The organism is Rhizorhabdus sp. GW822-FHT03C02 (assembly GCF_058801765.1).
The window spans coordinates 153,390-174,684 of sequence record NZ_JBXANN010000006.1 but is presented as its reverse complement, the minus strand read 5'-3'; the positions used below and the strand labels follow the sequence as shown (position 1 = coordinate 174,684).

The 21,295-nt window shown below is 66.3% G+C and carries 13 protein-coding genes and 1 tRNA gene; 6 read left to right on the top strand and 8 right to left on the bottom strand.

Features of this window, described 5'->3' with window-relative positions; all coding sequences use genetic code 11:
- Positions 1–16: 16 nt before the first annotated feature.
- The 4 genes from rpoC (at position 17) to AC1RM6_RS16780 (ending at position 10,902) form a co-directional block, all read left to right on the top strand.
- Positions 17–4,294, top strand: a complete 4,278-nt coding sequence (gene rpoC, locus AC1RM6_RS16795) for a DNA-directed RNA polymerase subunit beta' (protein WP_493103212.1) — start codon at positions 17–19, stop codon at positions 4,292–4,294.
- Between the two features lie 211 nt (positions 4,295–4,505).
- Complete coding sequence (locus AC1RM6_RS16790) at positions 4,506–7,172, top strand: hybrid sensor histidine kinase/response regulator (RefSeq protein WP_493103210.1); 2,667 nt, start codon at positions 4,506–4,508, stop codon at positions 7,170–7,172.
- Between the two features lie 147 nt (positions 7,173–7,319).
- On the top strand, positions 7,320–9,593 hold the full coding sequence (locus AC1RM6_RS16785) for a glycosyltransferase family 4 protein (RefSeq protein WP_493103208.1): 2,274 nt from the start codon (positions 7,320–7,322) through the stop codon (positions 9,591–9,593).
- Positions 9,594–9,621: 28 nt separating this feature from the next.
- On the top strand, positions 9,622–10,902 hold the full coding sequence (locus AC1RM6_RS16780; protein ID WP_493103206.1) for a glycoside hydrolase family 130 protein: 1,281 nt from the start codon (positions 9,622–9,624) through the stop codon (positions 10,900–10,902).
- A gap of 9 nt (positions 10,903–10,911) precedes the next feature.
- Here the strand turns inward: AC1RM6_RS16780 and AC1RM6_RS16775 are convergent, their stop codons facing one another.
- From AC1RM6_RS16775 to AC1RM6_RS16765, 3 genes are all read right to left on the bottom strand, one after another.
- Positions 10,912–12,633 (bottom strand): putative bifunctional diguanylate cyclase/phosphodiesterase, encoded by a 1,722-nt coding sequence (locus AC1RM6_RS16775; RefSeq protein ID WP_493103204.1) that lies wholly within the window; start codon positions 12,631–12,633, stop codon positions 10,912–10,914.
- Positions 12,634–12,965: 332 nt separating this feature from the next.
- Positions 12,966–13,042: transfer RNA gene (locus tag AC1RM6_RS16770), tRNA-Asp, on the bottom strand.
- Between the two features lie 216 nt (positions 13,043–13,258).
- Complete coding sequence (locus AC1RM6_RS16765; RefSeq protein ID WP_493103202.1) at positions 13,259–14,518, bottom strand: AI-2E family transporter; 1,260 nt, start codon at positions 14,516–14,518, stop codon at positions 13,259–13,261.
- Between the two features lie 402 nt (positions 14,519–14,920).
- On the opposite strand from AC1RM6_RS16765, the gene AC1RM6_RS16760 reads away from it, so the two are divergent.
- Both AC1RM6_RS16760 and ybaK read left to right on the top strand, forming a co-directional pair.
- Positions 14,921–15,505 (top strand): cell wall hydrolase, encoded by a 585-nt coding sequence (locus AC1RM6_RS16760; RefSeq protein WP_493103200.1) that lies wholly within the window; start codon positions 14,921–14,923, stop codon positions 15,503–15,505.
- An 86-nt stretch (positions 15,506–15,591) separates the two neighbouring features.
- Positions 15,592–16,065: a Cys-tRNA(Pro) deacylase gene (gene ybaK / locus AC1RM6_RS16755; protein ID WP_493103198.1), complete on the top strand. Its 474-nt coding sequence runs from the start codon at positions 15,592–15,594 to the stop codon at positions 16,063–16,065.
- Positions 16,066–16,069: 4 nt separating this feature from the next.
- Here ybaK and AC1RM6_RS16750 read toward each other — a convergent pair whose 3' ends face one another.
- The 5 genes from AC1RM6_RS16750 to AC1RM6_RS16730 all read right to left on the bottom strand — a co-directional run bounded on the left by AC1RM6_RS16750 (position 16,070) and on the right by AC1RM6_RS16730 (position 21,258).
- Positions 16,070–16,399, bottom strand: coding sequence for a hypothetical protein (locus tag AC1RM6_RS16750; protein WP_493103196.1), 330 nt, complete (start codon positions 16,397–16,399; stop codon positions 16,070–16,072).
- A gap of 10 nt (positions 16,400–16,409) precedes the next feature.
- Positions 16,410–17,807: an MBOAT family O-acyltransferase gene (locus AC1RM6_RS16745; RefSeq protein ID WP_493103194.1), complete on the bottom strand. Its 1,398-nt coding sequence runs from the start codon at positions 17,805–17,807 to the stop codon at positions 16,410–16,412.
- A 35-nt stretch (positions 17,808–17,842) separates the two neighbouring features.
- Positions 17,843–19,285, bottom strand: a complete 1,443-nt coding sequence (locus tag AC1RM6_RS16740; protein WP_493103192.1) for an SGNH/GDSL hydrolase family protein — start codon at positions 19,283–19,285, stop codon at positions 17,843–17,845.
- The gene (locus AC1RM6_RS16735; RefSeq protein WP_493103190.1) at positions 19,282–20,457 is read right to left on the bottom strand and encodes an SGNH/GDSL hydrolase family protein; all 1,176 of its coding nucleotides are present in this window, start codon (positions 20,455–20,457) and stop codon (positions 19,282–19,284) included. Before AC1RM6_RS16735 ends, AC1RM6_RS16740 begins: the two co-directional genes overlap by 4 nt.
- 168 nt (positions 20,458–20,625) lie before the next feature.
- Complete coding sequence (locus AC1RM6_RS16730; protein WP_493103188.1) at positions 20,626–21,258, bottom strand: arylesterase; 633 nt, start codon at positions 21,256–21,258, stop codon at positions 20,626–20,628.
- Positions 21,259–21,295 lie beyond the last annotated feature (37 nt).

Sequence of the window (21,295 nt, the reverse complement as noted above, 5' to 3'; positions counted from 1 at the left end):
CTAGAGGGAAGAAGACATGAACGAACTGACCAATTTCGCGAACCCGATGGCGAAGCCCGAAACCTTCGACCAGATCCAGATCGGCATCGCGTCGCCCGAACGTATCCGCAGCTGGTCCTTCGGCGAGATCAAGAAGCCCGAGACCATCAACTACCGCACGTTCAAGCCCGAGCGTGACGGCCTGTTCTGCGCGCGCATCTTCGGTCCGATCAAGGACTATGAGTGCCTGTGCGGCAAGTACAAGCGGATGAAGTACAAGGGCATCGTCTGCGAGAAGTGCGGCGTCGAGGTCACCGTCTCGAAGGTCCGCCGCGAGCGGATGGGCCATATCGAGCTCGCCGCCCCGGTCGCGCATATCTGGTTCCTGAAGTCGCTGCCGTCGCGCATCGGCCTGCTGCTCGACATGCAGCTCAAGCAGCTCGAGCGCGTGCTCTACTTCGAAGCCTATATCGTCATCGAACCCGGGCTGACCCCGCTCGAGAAGTATCAGCTCCTCAACGAGGACGAGCTGCTCGAGGCGCAGGACCAGTATGGCGAGGACGCCTTCTCGGCCGGAATCGGCGCCGAGGCGGTTCGTCGCATGCTCGAGGATCTCGATCTCGAAGGCGAGCGCAAGGAACTGCTCGAAGAGCTCGCGGTCACCAAGTCCGAGCTCAAGCCCAAGAAGATCATCAAGCGCCTCAAGGTCGTCGAGAGCTTCATCGATTCGGGCAACCGCCCCGAATGGATGATCCTCGAGGTCGTCCCCGTGATCCCGCCCGAACTGCGCCCGCTGGTGCCGCTCGACGGCGGCCGCTTCGCGACGTCGGATCTCAACGATCTCTATCGCCGCGTGATCAACCGCAACAACCGCCTGAAGCGCCTGATGGAGCTGCGCGCGCCCGACATCATCGTGCGCAACGAAAAGCGCATGCTGCAGGAATCGGTCGACGCGCTGTTCGATAACGGCCGCCGCGGCCGCACCATCACCGGTGCCAACAAGCGTCCGCTCAAGTCGCTGTCCGACATGCTCAAGGGCAAGCAGGGCCGCTTCCGCCAGAATCTGCTCGGCAAGCGCGTCGACTATTCGGGCCGTTCGGTGATCGTGACCGGGCCGGAGCTGAAACTGCACCAGTGCGGCCTGCCGAAGAAGATGGCGCTCGAGCTGTTCAAGCCGTTCATCTACGCCCGTCTCGACGCCAAGGGTCTGTCGATGACCCTCAAGCAGGCGAAGAAGTGGGTCGAGAAGGAGCGCAAGGAAGTCTGGGACATCCTCGACGAGGTGATCCGCGAACATCCGGTGATGCTCAACCGCGCGCCGACGCTCCACCGCCTCGGCATCCAGGCGTTCGAGCCGGTGCTGATCGAAGGCAAGGCGATCCAGCTTCACCCGCTGGTCTGCTCGGCGTTCAACGCCGACTTCGACGGCGATCAGATGGCCGTGCACGTCCCGCTGAGCCTCGAGGCCCAGCTCGAAGCGCGCGTCCTGATGATGTCGACCAACAACATCCTGTCGCCCGCCAACGGCAAGCCGATCATCGTGCCCTCGCAGGACATGGTGCTGGGTCTTTATTATCTGTCGATGATGAAGGAAGCCGAGCCCGGCGAAGGCATGCTGATGTCGGACATGCAGGAGGTGCATCAGGCGCTGCAGGCGAAGGCCGTGACGCTCCACACCAAGGTCACCACCCGCGTCCCGCAGACCGACGAGGACGGCAAGCAGTATATGAAGCGGGTGGAAACCACCCCCGGCCGCATGCTGCTCGGCGAGACCCTCCCGAAGAGCCACAAGGTGCCCTTCGAGACGATCAACCGCCTGCTGACCAAGAAGGAGATCGGCGACGTCATCGACATCGTCTATCGCCACACCGGCCAGAAGGAGACCGTGCTGTTCGCCGACGCGATCATGGCGCTGGGCTTCCGCCACGCGTTCCAGGCCGGCATCTCGTTCGGCAAGGACGACATGATCATCCCCGACGCGAAGATCCCGCTGGTCGACGAGACCAAGGGCCTCGTGAAGGACTTCGAGCAGCAATATCAGGACGGCCTGATCACGCAGCAGGAGAAGTACAACAAGGTGATCGACGCCTGGTCGCGTTGCGGTGACCGTGTGGCCGCCGAGATGATGAAGGAGATCCAGGCGGTCAAGAAGCTGCCCAACGGCCGCGAAGCCCCGATCAACGCGATCTACATGATGGCGCATTCGGGTGCCCGTGGTTCGGCCGCTCAGATCAAGCAGCTCGCGGGCATGCGCGGCCTGATGGCCAAGCCGTCGGGCGAGATCATCGAGACCCCGATCATCTCGAACTTCAAGGAAGGTCTGACCGTCCTCGAATATTTCAACTCGACCCACGGCGCCCGTAAGGGTCTCGCGGATACGGCGCTCAAGACGGCGAACTCGGGTTACCTGACCCGCCGTCTGGTCGACGTGTCGCAGGATTGCGTGGTCGTCGAGCTCGATTGCGGTACCGAGCGCGCGCTCGACATGAAGGCGATCGTTCAGGGCGGTGCTACCATCGCATCGCTCGGCGAGCGTATCCTGGGCCGCACCACGGCCGAGGACATCGTCGACAGCAAGACCGGTCAGGTCGCGATCGCGGAAGGCACGCTGCTCGACGAGGCGCACATCACCCAGATCGAGGGCATCGGCGTCCTCAGCGTCAAGATCCGCAGCCCGCTGGTCTGCGAATCGAAGGGTGGCGTGTGCGCGGCCTGCTACGGCCGTGACCTCGCACGCGGCACCCCGGTCAACATCGGCGAAGCGGTGGGCGTCATCGCGGCGCAGTCGATCGGCGAGCCGGGCACCCAGCTGACGATGCGGACCTTCCACATCGGCGGCGCGGCCCAGCTCAACGAGCAGTCGAACCTCGAAGCGGTGTCGGACGGCAAGATCGAATATCGCGAACTGCGCACGATCACCGATCAGCGCGGCCGTCGGGTTTCGCTCAGCCGCTCGGGCGAAGTCGCGATCATGGACAATGAGGGCCGCGAGCGTGCGGTTCATCGTCTGCCTTATGGTGCGCATCTGCTGCTCGACGATGGTGCGATCGTCGCCAAGGGCGATCGCGTCGCCGAATGGGATCCGTTCACCATGCCGGTGATCACCGAGACCGGCGGTATCGTGAAGTACCAGGACCTGATCGACAACCAGACGCTCACCGAGCAGACCGACGAAGCGACCGGCATCAGCCAGAAGGTCGTGATCGAGTATCGCGCGACCAGTCGTAAGGAGGATCTGCGTCCGCGCCTGACCCTGCTCGACGACGGGTCGGGCGAAAGCGCACGCTACATGCTCGCGCCAGGTGCGATGCTCTCGGTCGAGGACGGCCAGACGGTGCATGCGGGTGAGGTTCTCGCCCGTGTCAGCCGCGAGTCCGCCAAGACCCGCGACATCACCGGCGGTCTGCCGCGCGTCGCCGAGCTCTTCGAGGCCCGCAAGCCGAAGGAGAACGCGATCATCGCCAAGGTCTCGGGCCGCGTCGAATTCGGCAAGGACTACAAGGCCAAGCGCAAGATCATCATCCGTCCGGACGATGGTGGCGATGCGGTCGAATATCTGGTGCCGAAGTCGAAGGTCATCGACGTCCAGGAAGGCGATTACGTCAAGCGCGGCGACAATCTGATCGGCGGCTCGCCCGATCCGCACGATATTCTCGAGGTGCTCGGCATCGAGCCACTCGCCGAATATCTCGTGTCGGAAATCCAGGAAGTCTATCGACTCCAAGGCGTGAAGATCAACGACAAGCACATCGAGACGATCGTTCGTCAGATGCTGCAGAAGGTCGAGATCACCTTCGCCGGCGACACCACCCTGCTCCCCGGCGAGCAGGTCGATCGCGAGGAAATGGACGAGATCAACGCCAAGGCTGCCGCCGAAGGCCGCGAGATCGCCCAGGGCAAGCCGATCCTGCTCGGCATCACCAAGGCGTCGCTGCAGACGCGGTCGTTCATCTCGGCGGCCTCCTTCCAGGAGACCACCCGGGTGCTCACCGAAGCCTCGGTCCAGGGCAAGATCGACACGCTCAACGGCCTCAAGGAGAATGTCATCGTCGGCCGGCTGATCCCGGCGGGCACCGGCGCCGGCATGGGTCGCCTGCGGGTGACCGCTTCCAGCCGCGACGCAGCACTCCGCGTGCAGCAGCGCAACTGGCAGCAGTCGCTGATCGCTCCGGCTTCGGCCGCCGAGGAACATGCCGCCGAACTCGCGCGCACCCCGCGCGATTCGACCGGCACCGGCGACGATCCGCTGGGCGAGGTCGTCACCTCGGGCCATGGCACTGATGCCGATGCGGGCGATTACCTCAACAAGGAATGACCCGCTGAGCATCGAATGACGCGAAACCCCGCCGGAGCGATCCGGCGGGGTTTTTCGTTTCGTCTCCGAGGCTTTGACGCCGGGGATGCTGCGTGGCATTCGTGCGGCATGGCCTGCGCGAACGCCTCGTCGGATCGCCTGCCCGGTTCGCCGCAGGGCGATTCCGGACACGGGCGCTGATATGACGCGGCCACCTTCTGCTCCCGGCGGCGTGGACGACACCGCGGCGCCGTCCGATACCGCGATCATCACCCTCGATCGCGAAGGCCGCATCACCCGCTGGAGCGAGGGCGCCCGCAGGATGTTCGGCTGGACCGAAGCCGAGATGCTCGGCGGCGACATCGCCGGGCTGCAGCCCGCGGGATCCGCGCCGATCGCCGACGGACTCGCCGCCGCGCTCGCACAGGGCGGATCGCGCGGCGCCCGTCATTACCGGCGGCGATCGGGGGAGGTCTTCCCGGCCAGCGACGAGATCGCCACGCTCCAAGATGCAGCCGGCGACGGCGCCGCTTTCGTCCTGGTGCTCGGCGACCGTACCGCCGAACGCCATGCGGTCGAGGCGCTCCGCGAAACCGAAGAACGGCTGTCGCGCGCCCAGCGCGCGGGCAAGGTCGGCATGTTCTCGATCGCGATCGCCGCCGACACCATCGCCGCGACCACCGAATTCTGCCGCATCTTCGGGGTGCCCGAAGAAGCCGAGCTGCCCGCCTCGCTCCCCGAATCGCTGGTCGTTCCCGAGGATCGCGAGCGGATCTCGCACCGCGACAACCGCGTCGACGGCAGCGCAGCGGTCGACACCGAATATCGTATCCGCCGTCCTGACAATGGCGAGATACGCTGGATCGCGCGGCGCGGCGACATCGAGCGCGACGCGAGCGGCCAGCCGGTCCGCTTCGTCGGGATCGTCCAGGACGTGACCGAACAGCGGCTCGCCCAGATCGCCACCCAGGAAAGCGCTGCGCAGTTCGCGGCCCTCGCCCAGGCGATGCCGAGCCAGATCTGGACCGCGCATGCCGACGGCGCGATGCAATGGGTCAATGACCGCTTCCTGACCTATTGTGGCATCGCCGAGCGCGCGCTGGTCGAGCAAGGCTGGGAAAGCTGCGTCCACCCCGACGATCATGACCATGCCCATCCGCATTGGCTGGAGGCGATGGCGACCGGCGGCAATTACGAGATCGAGGTCCGCATGCGCCGCCATGACGGCGTCTATCGCTGGCATCTGGTCCGCGCGGTGGCGCTGCGCGATGCGGCAGGCACGGTGCTGCGCTGGATCGGGACCTGCGTCGATATCGAGGATCAGCGCATGGCCCGCGAGGCGCTCGCCAACCTCAACCGCGAACTCGAACGGCGGATGGCGGCGAGCAGCGCCGATCGCGACCGGCTCTGGCATTTCGCGACCGACATATTGATCGTGATGGGCATCAACGGGCTGATCGAGGCGGTCAATCCGGCCTGGACCCGCATTCTCGGCTGGGCCGAGGCCGAGATCGTCGGGGTCGGATTGATCACGCTGATCCACCCCGACGACCATGCCCGCGCCCGCGAGGAGCTCGGCCCGCTCTATGCCGGCCAGCCGACCGGCGGACTCGAGATCCGGATGCGCCAGCGCGACGGCGGTCATCGCTATATCAGCTGGACCGCGGTGCCCGATGCCGGCCGAATCCATGCGGTCGGCCGCGACACCACCGAAAGCCGCGACCTCGAGGACCGGTTGCGGCAGAGCCAGAAGATGGAAGCGGTCGGCCAGCTCACCGGCGGCATCGCCCACGACTTCAACAATCTGCTGACCGGCATCGTCGGCTCGCTCGAAATGATCGAGCGGCGGGTCGCCCAAGGGCGCGTCGCCGAACTCGGCCGCTATACCGGCATCGCGATGGATTCGGCGAACCGCGCCGCCGCGCTCACCCAGCGGCTGCTCGCTTTCTCGCGCCGCCAGTCGCTGGCGCCGCGTGCGGTCGATGTCGACGCGCTGATCGACGGCATGACCGACCTTCTGCGCCGCTCGATCGGCGAAGCGATCCGGCTCGATCATGTCGCGAGCCCGGGGCTGTGGCCGACGCGCTGCGATCCGAGCCAGCTCGAAAACGCCATCCTCAATCTCGCGATCAATGCCCGCGACGCGATGCCCGAAGGCGGGACATTGCGTATCTCCGCCGCCAACTATCGGGCACAGGCCGTCACTGCGACGCAGGATCGCGGCATCCCGGTCGGCGACCATGTCTGCATCACCGTCACCGACAGCGGCACCGGCATGTCCCCGGACGTGATCGAACGCGCGTTCGAACCCTTCTTCACCACCAAGCCGATCGGCCAAGGCACCGGCCTCGGCCTGTCGATGATCTACGGCTTCGTGCGCCAGTCGAACGGTGCCGTGACCATCGACAGCCTGGTCGGCGAGGGCACCACCGTGCGCCTCTACCTGCCCCGCCACGCCGGACAGCCCGAAGGCCCGCCACCGGAGGCGATCGCGGTGCTCGGCGAGGCGCATCACGCGCCGGGTGCCGAGACCGTGCTGGTGGTCGAGGACGAGGATGCGGTGCGCAGCCTGATCCTCGATGTGCTGACCGATCTCGGCTATCGGCCGATCGAGGCGGTCGATGGCCCCTCGGGGCTCGAGATCATCAGATCGCCGGCGACGATCGACCTGATGGTGACCGATGTCGGCCTGCCCGGACTCAACGGCCGCCAGCTTGCCGACGCCGCCCGCATCCTGCGGCCGGCACTGCGGATATTGTTCGTCACCGGCTATGCGCACAGCGCAGTCACGCGCGAGGACTTCCTGGGGCCGGGGATGGAATTGATCACCAAGCCGTTCGCGGTCGAAGCGCTCGCCACCCGCATCCGCGCGATGATCACCGCCCCTGCCCTCGCCTAACCCTCTTTCCCCCAGCGACACCGTCCCGATTCTGGATGTTGCAGCGCAATGACAAATGACTGAGACGGCGCAACTTTCGCTGGGTTCGGCGGTTTACCAACCAAGACGATCCGACCGGATCATCCGGACTTGAGGCGAGGACGCGCGATGGTGGAGAACAAGGGTCTGGGACATATCGCGCTGATCGGAAATTTCCCGCCCCGGCTTTGCGGCATCGCCACCTTCACAAGAGACGTCTACGAGGCGCTGCGATCGACCTTTCCCGAAATCGGCGTCGATGCCTATGCGATGACCGATCCGGGCCAATCCTACGATTATCCCGCTGCGGTCGTCTGCGACATCCGCCAGAACGAATTGGCCGACTATGCCGAGGCTGCGCGGCGGATCAACGCCAGCGGCGCCGATGTCGTGCTGGTCCAGCATGAATATGGCATTTTCGGCGGACCGGCCGGCGCGAACCTGATGCGGCTGCTCGACCGGGTCGACGCGCCGGTGGTGGTCGTGCTCCACACCGTGCTCGCCCATCCCGATACCGACCAGCGCTCGGTGCTCGAGGCGATCATCCGCCGCTCGTCCAAGCTGATCGTGATGACCGAAAAGGGCCGCGCGCTGCTCGAAAGCGTGCACGGCGTCGCGCGCGATCGCATCGCGATCGTGCCGCACGGCGTTCCCGACCGTCCCTTCGCCGACACCGACGCCTTCAAGGCGCGTTTCGGGCTGGAGGGGCGCACCACCCTGCTGACGATGGGGTTACTGTCGCCCGGCAAGGGCATCGAGCATATGATCCGGGCGCTTCCCGATCTCGTCGATCGCCATCCCGATCTGCTCTACATCGTCCTCGGCGCGACCCATCCGCATCTGATCGCGCATGAAGGCGAGCTTTATCGCGAGACGCTGATGGCGCTGGCCGAGACATGCGGGGTCGCCGACCATGTCGATTTCCGCAACGGCTTCGTCGAGCAGGAGACGCTTCTCGACTATATCCAGGCCGCCGACATCTATGTCACGCCCTACCTCAACGAAGCGCAGGTGACCTCGGGAACGCTGTCCTATGCGGTCGCGCTGGGCAAGCCGGTGGTGTCGACCCCCTATTGGCACGCCGCCGAGCTGCTGGCCGACGGCGTCGGCAAGCTGGTGCCGTTCGGCGACAGCCCGGCACTGGGCGGCGCGGTCGCCGAACTGCTCGACGCACCCGACGGCATGGTCGGCATCCGCCGCCGCGCCTGGGAGATCGGCCGGACGATGCTCTGGCCGCGGCTCGCCGAAAGCTATGTCTCGATCTGTCGTGGTGCACAGCATCGCGCCCCCGTGCGCCTGCCGCGCCCGCCGCTGCAGATCGTCGAGGCGAAGGCCGCGCTGGGGGCCGTCGAGCGGATGACCGACGGGGTCGGCATGATGCAGCATTCGATCTTCGCGATTCCCGATCGCAACCATGGCTATTGCGTCGACGATAATTGCCGCGCGTTGATGCTGATGCACCGGATCGATGGCGACCTCGCGCCGCGGGCCGACCAGTTGGCCGAAACCTATGCCGCTTTCGTCCAGCACGCCTGGAACCCCGGCGAGGGCCGGTTCCGCAACTTCATGGGCTATGATCGGCAATGGCTCGAGACGGTCGGCTCCGAAGACAGTTTCGGCCGTTCGCTCTGGTCGCTGGGCGTGACCGCCGCCGAGGCGCGCTCGACCGAACTTCGCCGCTGGGCCGTCCATCTGTTCGATCAGGTCGCACCCCACGCCCGTCGCCTGACCTCGCCACGAACCCAGGCCTTTTCGATCCTCGCCGCGGACGCGATGCTCGACGCGCATGGTGGGCATCATGTCGCGACCGCGATCATCGCCGACTTCGGACCTTCGCTACAGCGCCATCTCGCCACCTATCGGCGCGATGGCTGGGTCTGGTTCGAACCGGTGCTCGGCTATGACAATGCCCGCCTGCCCGAAGCTTTGATTCGTGCGGGACGCCGGCTCGGCGACCAGGACATGGTCGCGGACGGGCTGGCGGCGCTCGCCTGGCTCGATGACGTCCAGACCAACGCCGACGGGCAATATCGCGCGGTCGGCACCGACAGCTTCCACCGCGAATATCTACCGCCCCAGCCCTTCGATCAGCAGCCGCTCGAAGCCTGGGCGACGATCGATGCCATGGTCTTCGCGGCCAGGCTGACCGGGGAATTACGCTGGCACGAGGCCGCCGAACGAGCCTGGCGCTGGTATCTCGGTGACAATGATATCGGCCTGCCAATGGGCCTGCCCGATATCGGCGGCTGCTATGACGGATTGATGAGCGACCGCGTCAACCTTAATCAGGGAGCGGAATCGATCCTTGCCTTTCAATTTGCCGCCTGCGCGATCGCGCGCAACGCCGGGCAAAAAGGGGAGGATCGACATGATACATGCGATCACGACAGAATCGCATCCTGAATGAGAAGGCAGCATCGGGTGGCAGCATTTGTTTGATCTGGTCCACTGTGCGCTGAGGTTGAAGGCCGATCCCACGCGGGTGGTGGTGCGGCCTTTCCATATCCCGATCGAGGCCGGACCCAATGGCGGTCCCGGTCGCGTGCGGCGCATCGCCGAATGGGTCGTCCATCTCGACGAGGGCGCTGCCGCGGACGAGCTCGAACTCGTGCTACGCGATTTCGACATGCGTCACTGGCAGACCCGCAACGTCTTCATGTCGCGTTATGCGCAGATCGAGGCGGGCCTGGGGCTCGATGGCAATGCGCTCAGCGAGACGAAGAAGCAGCTGATCGGCGCCTTCTTCTGCCACGAATATAGCTATGCTGCCGCCGCGCTGATGAACCCGAGCATCGTGCCGCATCCCGATCAGTCGGGGATGAGCCATGGCGCGGTGCGGATCATCATGTCGCTCAGGTCGGTCGGCGAGGGCCATATCAGCTCAGTCGCGTTCCGTGAGGGGATATTGGGCCCCGGCGCATCCTTCGAGCTGATGCCCGAACCACCCTTCGCTACCGCCGCCGACAGCGCGATCGAACTGGGCGGCGGCGCGGTCGAGATCCACCGCCACCGCGACAGCTCGCTGTCGGGCACCGTGCTGTTCCCGATGACCGAAGCCCAGCGCAACGGGCTCGAGGATTTGCGGCTCGTCCAGTTCACCCATGACGACGGCGCAGTCGAATGGCTCGGCACCTACACCGCCTATAACGGCACCGCGATCCGCTCCGAACTGTTGCGCACCGCCGACTTCCGCACCTTCGTGCTGGCGCCGATGGCGGGTCCCGCCGCGCGCAACAAGGGCATGGCGCTGTTCCCGCGCAAGGTCGGCGGCAAATATATGATGATCGGCCGCCAGGACGGCGAGAATATCTTCCTAATCACCTCGGACCGCATCGACCATTGGGGCGAGGGTGAATTGCTGCTCACCCCCAAATTTTCCTGGGAACAGGTGCAGATGGGCAATTGCGGATCGCCGATCGAGGTCGACGAGGGTTGGCTGCTGCTCACCCATGGCGTCGGAGCGATGCGCAAATATTCGATCGGCGCGGTGCTGCTCGACAAGCAGGATCCGTCGAAGGTGATCGGGCGCAGCGCATGGCCATTGCTCGCCGCCGCCGACGAGGACCGCGAGGGCTATGTGCCCAACGTCGTCTACACCTGCGGCGCGCTCAAATATGGCGAATGGCTGTTCATTCCGTACGGCGTCGCCGACAGCTCGGTCGCCTTCGCCTTCATCGACATCAAGCAGCTGATGGCCGATCTTACCGGCTGATCGTGCGCCTCAGACCGGCCTGGCCATGTCCAGCCGGTCGTGCAGTGGCGCATAATCGCGCTCGAGATCCCCGGCAGCCATCGGCCGCCCGGTCAGGAAGCCCTGGATCATGTGGACGTCGCCCATCGCCCGCAGCGCGGCGAGCTGGGCCGGGGTCTCCACCCCTTCTGCGACCACCCTGATGTCGAGCGACGCCGCCAGCACCGATTGCGCGCGTACGATCGCGGCATCGACCGGCGAGCGGTCCATCGTCGCGATGAAGCTGCGATCGATCTTCACCATGTCGGGCCGAAACTGCTTGAGATAGGTCATCGAATTATAGCCGGTGCCGAAATCGTCGATCGCGAAGCGGACGCCGTGGCGGCGCAGCCGCGCAAATTCGCGCTCGATCAGCACCCCGTAGCGAAAGGCCACGGTTTCGGTCAGCTCGATGATGATCGCCGCCCCCGGAATCCGTGCCGATTCGATCTCGGCCAGCACCATGTTCGAAAATTGCTGGTCGATGATCTGGGTGGCGGCGAGATTGACGTGCATCGTCAGATTCATGCCCGTGCGGTCGCGCCACAGGCCGATCTGCCGGATCGCGGCCGCGAACAGCAGCCGGCCGACCCGGTCCATCATTCCCAGCCGCTCGAGCGCCGGCAGGAAGCTCGCCGGCAGCACGATCTCGCCGCTCGGCCGTTGCCACCGCAGCAATGCCTCGAAACCATCGAGCCGGCCGCTCTCGACGTCGACGAGTGGTTGATAATGCAGCACGAACTCGTCGGTCTCGACCGCCTCGACCAGATTGCTGTCGAGTTCGAGGCTGTGGAGCAGCGCCCGGTCCATATCGGCGGTGAACAGGCTGAAGCGGTTCTTGCCCTGCTGCTTGGCGTCGTAGAGCGCGATATCCGACGCCTGGTGCGCCCATTCGCTGTCGATGTCGGGCTGGTCGGCGCTGAGGATCGCGATGCCGATGCTGACCGAGGATTTGAGCGTCGCCCGCGGCAGGGCGATCGGGTCGGCGATCGCGCGCAATATTTTGCGGGCGACCCTGAGCGCGGCTTCGGGATAGGTCAGATCCTCGAGCAGGACCGCGAACTCGTCCCCCCCGAATCGCGCCACGGTGTCGCGCGAGCGGACCACCGAGCGCAGCCGCTGGGCGATCTCGACGAGCAGCGCGTCGCCGACATCATGGCCCATCATGTCGTTGACCTGCTTGAAGTCGTCGATGTCGATCAGCATCATCGCGCCGAGCGTATGATTGCGCGCGCAGCGCCGCAGGGCATGCGCCAGCCGGTCCTGCCACAGCGCGCGGGTCGGCAGGCCGGTCAGTTCGTCATAGCCGATCCGCGCGGCCCGGTGCGACCGGGCGATCCCGATCAGCAGCGCATTGGACAGCATTTCGGGCGTCAGCCCCGTGCGGGGCAGGCAGAAGTCGATTCCGGCGGCCGCCCAGCGAATCACCGCTGCGGCATCGCCGACATCCGAACCGAGGATGACGGGGTGGAGCGACGATCCCGCGATCCTGCGCAGGATGATCTCCTCCTCTTCCGACGGCGCGTCGATCCACACCAGGATCGCGTCGGCATTGCTCGGACGGCCCGACACCGCCTTCTCGAGCGCATCCATGCCGTCGAGCCGCCGGCACTCGAAGCGTGCCTCGGGGCGGCCGGCGAGCTTCATGCGAATCTGGGTGAGTTCGGCGGGATCCCTGGTCATCACGATCAGGCGGTAGCTGCGTGAGGGCATGGCCGCGCTCTGCGGCGGGCCCAGTCCGGGAAAGGTCCCGTGCGCGGTCACCTTTCGCCGTGCTCCAGATGCCCGATCGCCAAAGAGGCCCGACAGCCGGCAACCGAACGCCCGTGGGGGAAGAGAAGCAATGCCATATCGGCCGATCGACTCTGAAGCGTCACTTACCTGCCCCCTCGCCGAACAGCATCGCACAAGGGGACGCTTGCGGGAATAGGCCGGCCGGGTCGGGCTCGCCGCTCCGTATAAACCCGTAGTTTCAAAAACATCCGGGGCGCGGATGGCTTTTCGATCGGATCAGGGAGGAGCGCCCCTTCCCCCCTTGGGGAAGGTGGCGCGAGTGACGGGGCTCGAACCCGCGACCTCCGGCGTGACAGGCCGGCGCTCTAACCAACTGAGCTACACCCGCAGTGACTGCGCGTCGTGGAGGGGGCACCTAGTGGACCCCCCGGGACCTGTCAACAGCCTCGCCGACGGAATTTTGAACGAGAGCGGCAAGCCTTCAATCTGATCCACCGTGACGGAGTCGATTTTGGTCCAGCGCGAGGATGGAGAAGGGGGCAATGTGGGGCCATATTGACCGACGACGGACGCGGCGATGGACCAAAATCGGCCCGTCGCAATCTCATCGCCGGGTCGGGATGATCGGCTCGTCTTCGCCATGGGTGTTGGTGAAGGTCCCTTCGGCGAACAGGAAGCCGGCGATATCGGGCCAACCCGCCGCATCGAGGATCGTCTTGCCGATGATCAGCAGCGGAACCGCAAGAAGCGCGCCCGCGGTGCCCCAGACCCAGCTCCAGAAGCTCAGTGCGACCAGGATCAGCAGCGGGTTGATCGTCAGCCGCCGTCCGACCAGCAGTGGCGTCAGCACATTGGCCTCGACCAGATGGATCGCGATGAAGATCGCCGCCGGCACCAGCGCATAGCCGAGATCGGCAAAGGTCATCAGCCCGCCGACCGCGAGCAGCCCAACCGCGATCACCGGTCCGAAATAGGGAATGTAATTGAGGATCGCGACCAGGCCGCCCCACATCATCGGCGTCGGCATGCCGACGAAATAGAGCACGACCGACACCAGCACTCCCATGCCCATGTTCACCGTGGTGATCGTCGCCAGATAGGCCGAGGTGCGGTCGACCATCTCCTGGATCACCCGCGCGGTCGTCATCGCGCTGGAGAAGCTGCCACGGCTGGTGATCGTGCGGCGGCGCATCCGGGTCCAGCCGCTCAGGAAGAAATAGACCACCAGCGTCGCGAACAGCATCTGGACGACCGCATGCGGCGCCGAGGTCGCGACATAGTCGAACAGCGAATTGGGCGACTGGATCGTCACCGTGCGCGCGCTCGGGGCCGACCGCGCCGCGAAACTGTGCATCGTCTGGTCGATGAAGCGCTCGAACGACGAATATATGTCGATCAGCGGCGACAGGTTGCGCCGGATCTGGGCGATTCGCGAAGGCAGCAGCGCGAACCAGTCGGTCGCCGGCACGATCACCGACGCGATCGCGCCATTGGCGAGACCGAGGAACAGCAGCACGCAGCCCAGCGCCGCCAGCCCCGAAGGCAGGCCGCGCCGCTCGAGCCATTCGAGCAGCGGCACCATCGCGACCGCAATCACCAGCGCCGAGGTAACCGGCAGGAAGAATTCGGCGCCCGAATGGAGCGCGAATGGAAAGGCCAGCACGATGCCGGCCCCTGCGGTCAGCGCCAGCCAGGCAAGCAGCCGGTCGCGGCGATAGGCCATCTCGACCTGGCCCGCGGCGGAGGCGTCGATGGCAGCCGCGATCTTGGCCTGGGCGGCGACCTCGCGCGGCGGCTCGCCGCTGCGAGGATCGTCTCGCTCGGCCCTGTCGGACTGGGTTTCGGCCGTCATCAGATCGTCCATCATCCGCCTTCACGCCGCGCAATTCGGCGGCTTCAATCCTTCATGCCGCCCCGCGTCGAGTCGCGCCAGCACGACCGATTCGCAAAGGCCCGGCTTAGCGACGAAGCGCGCCGCGATTGTTGCAGTATCACAACAACTTCATGTCGAGTTTATGGCCGATTTACCGGTTTTGGCGGAAATGGCCCGTCACACATGGTTCCTCGGGCTGTCGCGGCGACGAAACGACTCGTCGTGCAATCATTGTCTTTTTAACTTTTGGCCGCCAATGCCCTCTCACTTATCCGGTCGTACGGGGGCAACGAGGTTCTCCAGCCTCTCCGCGGCAAGTCGTGAATGAACACCCCGCCCTTATGTTTGGGTTCCGGGCGGGTGTGCGCTTTCGCGCATCTGATGGAGTACTGAATGTCCGCAAAACTGGCTCAACATCCGCTCATGCTGGCTGCGATGCTCATTGCCGCGGCGACGGGAGCGATGGGCTTTGCGGCCATTCCGACGTCCGAACCGACGCTTGCCTATGAAATGACCAGCCAGATCACGGCCGACACCAGTGTCGCCGACGACGGCATCGATGAGGTCATCTTCAAGGAAACCTCCTCTTCCCTCGCCAAGGCCGACGGCCGGCTCGACGCCGAGCTCGAATGCATGGCCAAGGTCGTCCATCACGAAGCCGGCAACCAGCCGCGCAGCGGTCAGCTTGCGGTTGCGCAGCTGATCATGAACCGCGTCGGCAAGTCGCGCTTCGCCGAGGATGTCTGCGGCGTGGTCAACCAGCCCGGCCAGTTCTTCCGCACCGCATCCTACAACCCGCACCGCGACACCGAGCGCTGGGCGAATGCCGTCGAGGTCTCGCGCGAAGCGATGGCCGGCGGCGCCAACGAGGTCGTGCCTGGCGCAATGTTCTACCACGCCGCCTATCGCGCGCCGAACGCCTTCTTCCGCACCCGCACCCGCCTCTCGACGGTCGGCGACCACACTTTCTACCGCTGATCGCATCGCGATTCGCTTGACGAGCCCTGGCCTCACCGCCGGGGCTTCGTGCTTTTCGAGACCCTTGCGCGGCGCTACACGGCCTCATGTCCAAGGCCACGCAAGCAACCCGATTCCTGGCCCAGGCGCGGGTCGCGCACGAGGTCCATGGCTATGCCTATGACCCCGATGCCGAGAAGGTCGGGATGCAGGCGGCCGAGGCGCTCGGCGAATCGCCGTCGCGCGTTCTCAAGACGCTGATGATCGAGATCGACGGCAAGCCGGCCTGCGCGATCATCCCGTCCGATCGCGAACTGGCGATGAAGAAGGTCGCCGCGGCATTCGGCGCCAAGTCGGCGCAGATGATGAAGCCCGTGTCGGCCGAACGGCTGACCGGCTATGTCGTCGGCGGAATCAGCCCCTTCGGTCAGAAGAGGCGCGTGCCGACTGCGATCGAGGCGGCGGCGATCGACGAACCCTATGTCTTCATCAATGGCGGCCAGCGCGGGCTGCAGGTCCGGATCGCCCCCGGCGACGCCGCCAGGGCGATCGACGCGATCGTGGCGCCGCTGGTGGCCTGAGAGGCTATTGCGTCGCGGTCGGGGCCTCGCCGCCGAATCGCGCCGCCTGCGCCTTTTTCCAGACCGCATGGAGCTCGTGCCGCGGCGTCGTGACGCCGAGCGCATCCATCGTCGCCGTCCAGCGATTGGACAGGTCGGAGGCCTGCAGCTGGACATCCGACGGCGGGCGCTCGTCGACCCAGGCCGACAGGCTGCCGGCATTGGCGAACAGCAGCACGATCCCTGCGACCAGGATGGTGACGCTCGTCCAGGCCAGCGGCCAATGCGCCTCGATCGGCGCATCGCTGATATCGACCGGCGAGTGCAGTTCATGGTCCTTGGGTTCGCGCGCCATCCTCCGCCCCTCAGAACTGATAATAGATGAAGGGCGCGACCCCTTCGAAGCGCATCGCATCGATCAGCAGGATCGCTGCGGCCACCAACAGCCCGAGCAGCGGTGCCGGCAGCAACCGCAGGCGCAGTGCAATCCCCTGTGCCATCAGCGGCGGGGTGAAGTGGAAGAGCATCCCCAGCAGCATCAGTCCGGCGAGCAGCGGGGTCGTCATCGTGTTGCGCCAGTCGCCCTGCGCCATGCCGCCGAGGAAGGCGATCGCCGCATCGAAGCTTTCGGCGCGGAAGAAGATCCAGCCGAGCGTGACGATGTGGAAGGTGACGAGGATCGCCAGCAGCTTCGGCAGCCCCGGCAGGCCGGCCTTGCGCCACAGCGTCTCGACCACCTGGACGCCGCCATGGAGACCACCCCATATCAGGAAAGTCCATTTGGCGCCATGCCAGAAGCCGCCGAGCAGCATCGTGATCATGACGTTGCGGCATTGCGCCGCCAGCCCGCCGCGATTGCCGCCAAGCCCGATATAGAGATAGTCGCGCAGCCAGCTCGACAGGCTGATATGCCAGCGCCGCCAGAAGTCCTGGAGCGACTGCGCGCGATAGGGCTGGTTGAAGTTGCGCGGGAAACGATAGCCGAACAGCGCCGCGATCCCGATCGCCATGTCGCTATAGGCCGAGAAATCGCAGTAGATCTGCACCGCATAGCCATAGGCGGCCATGACGAGGTCGAGGCTCGAATGGCTCGCCGGGTCGAAGAACACCGGGTCGACCAGGTTCACCGACAGTTCGGAGGCGACCACCGCCTTCTTGAACAGCCCCCAGACGATCAGCAGCAGCGCCATCGCCACCATGTCGCGGTTGAGCTTCGGGCTCTTGGCGAATTGGGGCAGCAGGTCCGACGCGCGCACGATCGGCCCGGCGACCAGATGCGGGAAGAACGACATCAGCAGGGTGATGTCGAGCAGCGATCCCGCGCGCACCCGGCCGCGATAGACGTCGATCAGATAGGACATGCCCTGGAAGGTGAAGAAGGACACGCCGACCGGCAGCACGATCTGCAGCAGCGGCAGATCGCGCGCCATCCCCCAGCCTGCGAGCAGCGCGCCGAGCTGTTCGAGGAAGAAGTCGTAATATTTGAAGAAGCCGAGGATGCCGAGATTGGCGATCACCCCGATCGTCACCACCGCCTTCTGGGTGCCGCGGGTCTCGGCCGCATAGATGATCCGAGCCGCTCCCCAGTTGAGGAGCGCCGACGCGATCAGCAGCGCGACGAAGCGCCAGTCCCACGCGCCGTAGAACACCCAGCTGGCGAGCAGCAGGATGATCTTGCGCCATTCGTTCGACGCCGACACCGCCCACACCAGCGCGAAGGCGACGAAGAAGAACAGCCCGAATTCGAGCGTCGGAAACAGCATCTAGGCGCGCCGCCCTTCGCTCACCACGGGCCCGCTCACCATTGGCCCGCCCTTGCCGCCGCCTCGAGATCGGCCTGCAGCCGGCTGCCGATCTCCTGCCCGCCGAGCGTGTTGAAATGGACATAGTCGCCGCGCATCCGCACCGGCTGCAGCTTGACCCAGCTCACCGCGGTGCAGCGCCCACCCATCCGGGCTTCCCAGTCCCAGAAGGCGACGCGCAGCTGATGCGCGACCCGACGCTGGACATCGCGCACCATCTTCAGCCCCGCGGGCGGAAACAACGGCCGCGCGGTGATCGACCAGCCGATCGGCGTGCCCAACGGCGGCGGCGTCACGATCGGCGCGACCGGCGGCGAACTGGCAACTCGTTGCCCCGCCTCGATCCGGGTCGCGCTGTCGTCGAGCGCATCGAGCACATCCTCGATGCCGTTGGACGGCTGGTCGGGCGCGGTCTGCGCGACGACCGGCGCCGGCGCCGAGGGCGGCGGCAGCGGTACCGGTTCGAGGCACGGCGCCGGGGTGACGGTCGGCGCGTTGCTGAGCAGTTCGGAGCGGCGGGTCAGCGCATCGGGCGCGCCGAGCAGCAGGATCGGCACCCGCCCGGCGAGGCGGCGGATCCGGCCGATCTGGGTGCGCAGCGTAATCTCATATTCCTGCGGCGCGATCCGCGGCGAAAAACCTTCGTTGGTGCCATAAGCGAGCACGATCAGGTCGGGGTCGTAGCTGCGCAGCTCCTCGGCGATCACCGATTCGTCGTTGCGCGAGAAATGGACTAGCTGCGATCCGACGACGCCGACATTCGACACCACCACCCCGCCGCGCGCGCGAAAGCTCGCCCAGCTGGTGATCGTCACCGGCCCGCCTTCGGTGACGACCGACACCGCCATCTGCGCGGCGTCGAACGTCATCTCCTTGCATTCGGGGCGCGCGGTGAAGCTGTCGAGCTCCATCCGCTCGGTCTCCCCGCCGATGCTGATCGCCAGCGTTCCCGCCCCCGGCTGCGCCATCGCGCAGATCACGAAGCGGTTGAACGATTCATTGGCCGAAGCGGTCATGCCGATCCGTGCGCCGGCGACCTGCGAGGTGATGCTGAAGCCGGCGATCCCGACCGGCGGATGCGGAGTCTGCGATCCCGGGCCGAAGATCGACGATATCGTCCAGCCCGACGACATCTCGACGGTCACCCCGCGCGGGTTATAGCCGGCGAACGGCTTGCCCGGCGGCATCACCCCGCGGCCGCCGCTGCCGTAGCGCATCTGGAGCAGGTCGCGCCACGCGCCGGTGATCGCGTCGCCCGCGGTGTGGCTGTCGCCGATCTGGAGGATATGGACTGGCTTGCCCGCCCCGCCGCGCGCCGAAGCGAGCTTGTCGAAATAGGGTTTGAGCGCGGCATAGTCGCACAGCCCGCCGGCGCAGTCCGCGGTAACGAGCGGGGTCGGCGCCACCACAGCGGCGGCAAGCGCGAGCAGACCGATCATTCGCTGCTGTTCCCGGCGGGCGCCACGCCGATGTCGGGGGGCAGCAGGTCGATCGGCGCTCCCTTGCCGGCGGGGGTGTGACGCGCCGGCGGAGGCGGTGGCGACACCGGCTGGTCGGCGAGCGGATCCTCGAGCCGGGTCGCACGCGGCGGCTTTGCCGCGGGGGGCGTGACCCTGGGCGGCGGTGCCGGCAGATCGGGCACGACGACCGGCAGCGATGGCGCAGGGGTTCCACCGCCCTGTCCCTTGGCGCGATCGACATAAGCGCGAATGCGCCCCGCGAGCCCGCGGGTGATCCGGATATAGCCGTTCACCGACATGTGGATGCCGTCATTGGCGCGCATCAGCACCGGCTTGCCGCTGGCATCGGGCAGATAGGCTGCGTAGCGGCCATCGGCGTCGACGCTGTACGGCGCGGTCTCGATGAAGGGCACCCCGAGCTGGCCCATCAGCCCGCGATAGAAGGCGTTCATCCGCACGACGTCGGCGTCATAGGCGGCTTCGCGCATCTTCGGCAGGCCGACCCAATAGACGATCGCACCCTGTGCGCGCAGCATCGCGACATAGGCGGTCACCCGCCGGCCGATCTCGGCCTGCCAGTTGGGGGTGAGCAGCGCATAGACATGCCCGCCCGACGCGACCCCCATCATGTCGTTGGCGCCGAACGAGATGATGGCGATATCGACCGGACCGCTCGCCAGCCGGCCACGGTCATGCTCCTCGAGGTTGAGCGTCTTGTAGCGGGTGAAGCCGGTCGCCTGCTGGCTGTACTTGATCACCTGATAGCCGCTCTTGCGGCTGAGCTGGTTGTACATCGCCGACCAGATGCCATCGCCGAAACTGTCGCCGAACACCCCGATCCGCACCGGCCGCCCCTCGGCAACCGCATTGGCGATGCCTGCGGTGACCGGCCGGTTCTCCTGGACCACCGGCTGCTCGGCGAGCGTGCCCGGCGCGGTCGCCGGTTTGTCGGGGGCACCCGGCACCGGCACGGGGCCCGGCAGCGGCGCGGTGCCGTTCGCCATCTCGATATCCGGTGCGGCGGGAGCGACCGCCGCGATCGGCGCCTCGACCTGCTGGCGGACGCCGAACGCATAGCCGATCGCGACACCTGCCGCGACACCCAGAAACAATACCGCCGTCCGATCGAACAGAAGCAGCACCGCCCTCATCGAACTCTCACCCGAAAAACCCCGCACTCACCTGGACACGAACCGATGCGGCGCTGCTTGCTCCGGGCGGGATCGCTTGCACGGTCCTTATCGCGGGCCCGCGCACCCTGTCGAGCGCGATTGCTCCGCCGGACGCCGGACCGGGGTTCGACGGGGACGAACGCCGCATCAACTCCGCAGCGCGGTCTTCACCTGCGGCAATATGCCCTTGACGATCACCGCCACCCCTTTGCGGTTGGGGTGCATGCCGTCGGCGATCTGCAACGGCCGCTGTCCCGCGACACCATTGAGGAAGAAGGGATAGAGCGGCACGCCATATTTGCGTGCGAGCTTCGGATAGATCGGGTTGAAACGGTCGGCATAGCCGCGGCCGAGATTGGGGGCGGCGACCATGCCGGCCAGCAGCACCGGGATCCGCCGCCGCTTGAGCTCGGCGAGGATGGCGTCGAGATTGGCCTCGGCCTGGGCGGGTGCCAATCCGCGCAGCATGTCGTTGGCGCCGAGCTCGACGATCACCAGATCGGGTCGGGGTTTGGCGGCGGCGAGCACCCAGTTGAGCCGTGCCTTGCCTTGCGCGCTGGTATCGCCCGACACGCCGGCATTGACCACCTTGGCAGCCAGGCCGTCACGGCGCAGCGCCGCCTCGAGCTGCGGCACGAAGCCGTCGCCGGGCGGGAGCTGATAGCCCGCCATCAGGCTGTCGCCGAACGCGACCACCAGCCGGTCGGCGGCCTGGGCGGCACTGGCGGTGAGGAAAAGGGCGAGACCGAGAAGCGCGAGGCGCGGGCGAAAGATCGTCATGCCGCCGATATTGGCACGAAGCGCGCCGATGTCATCC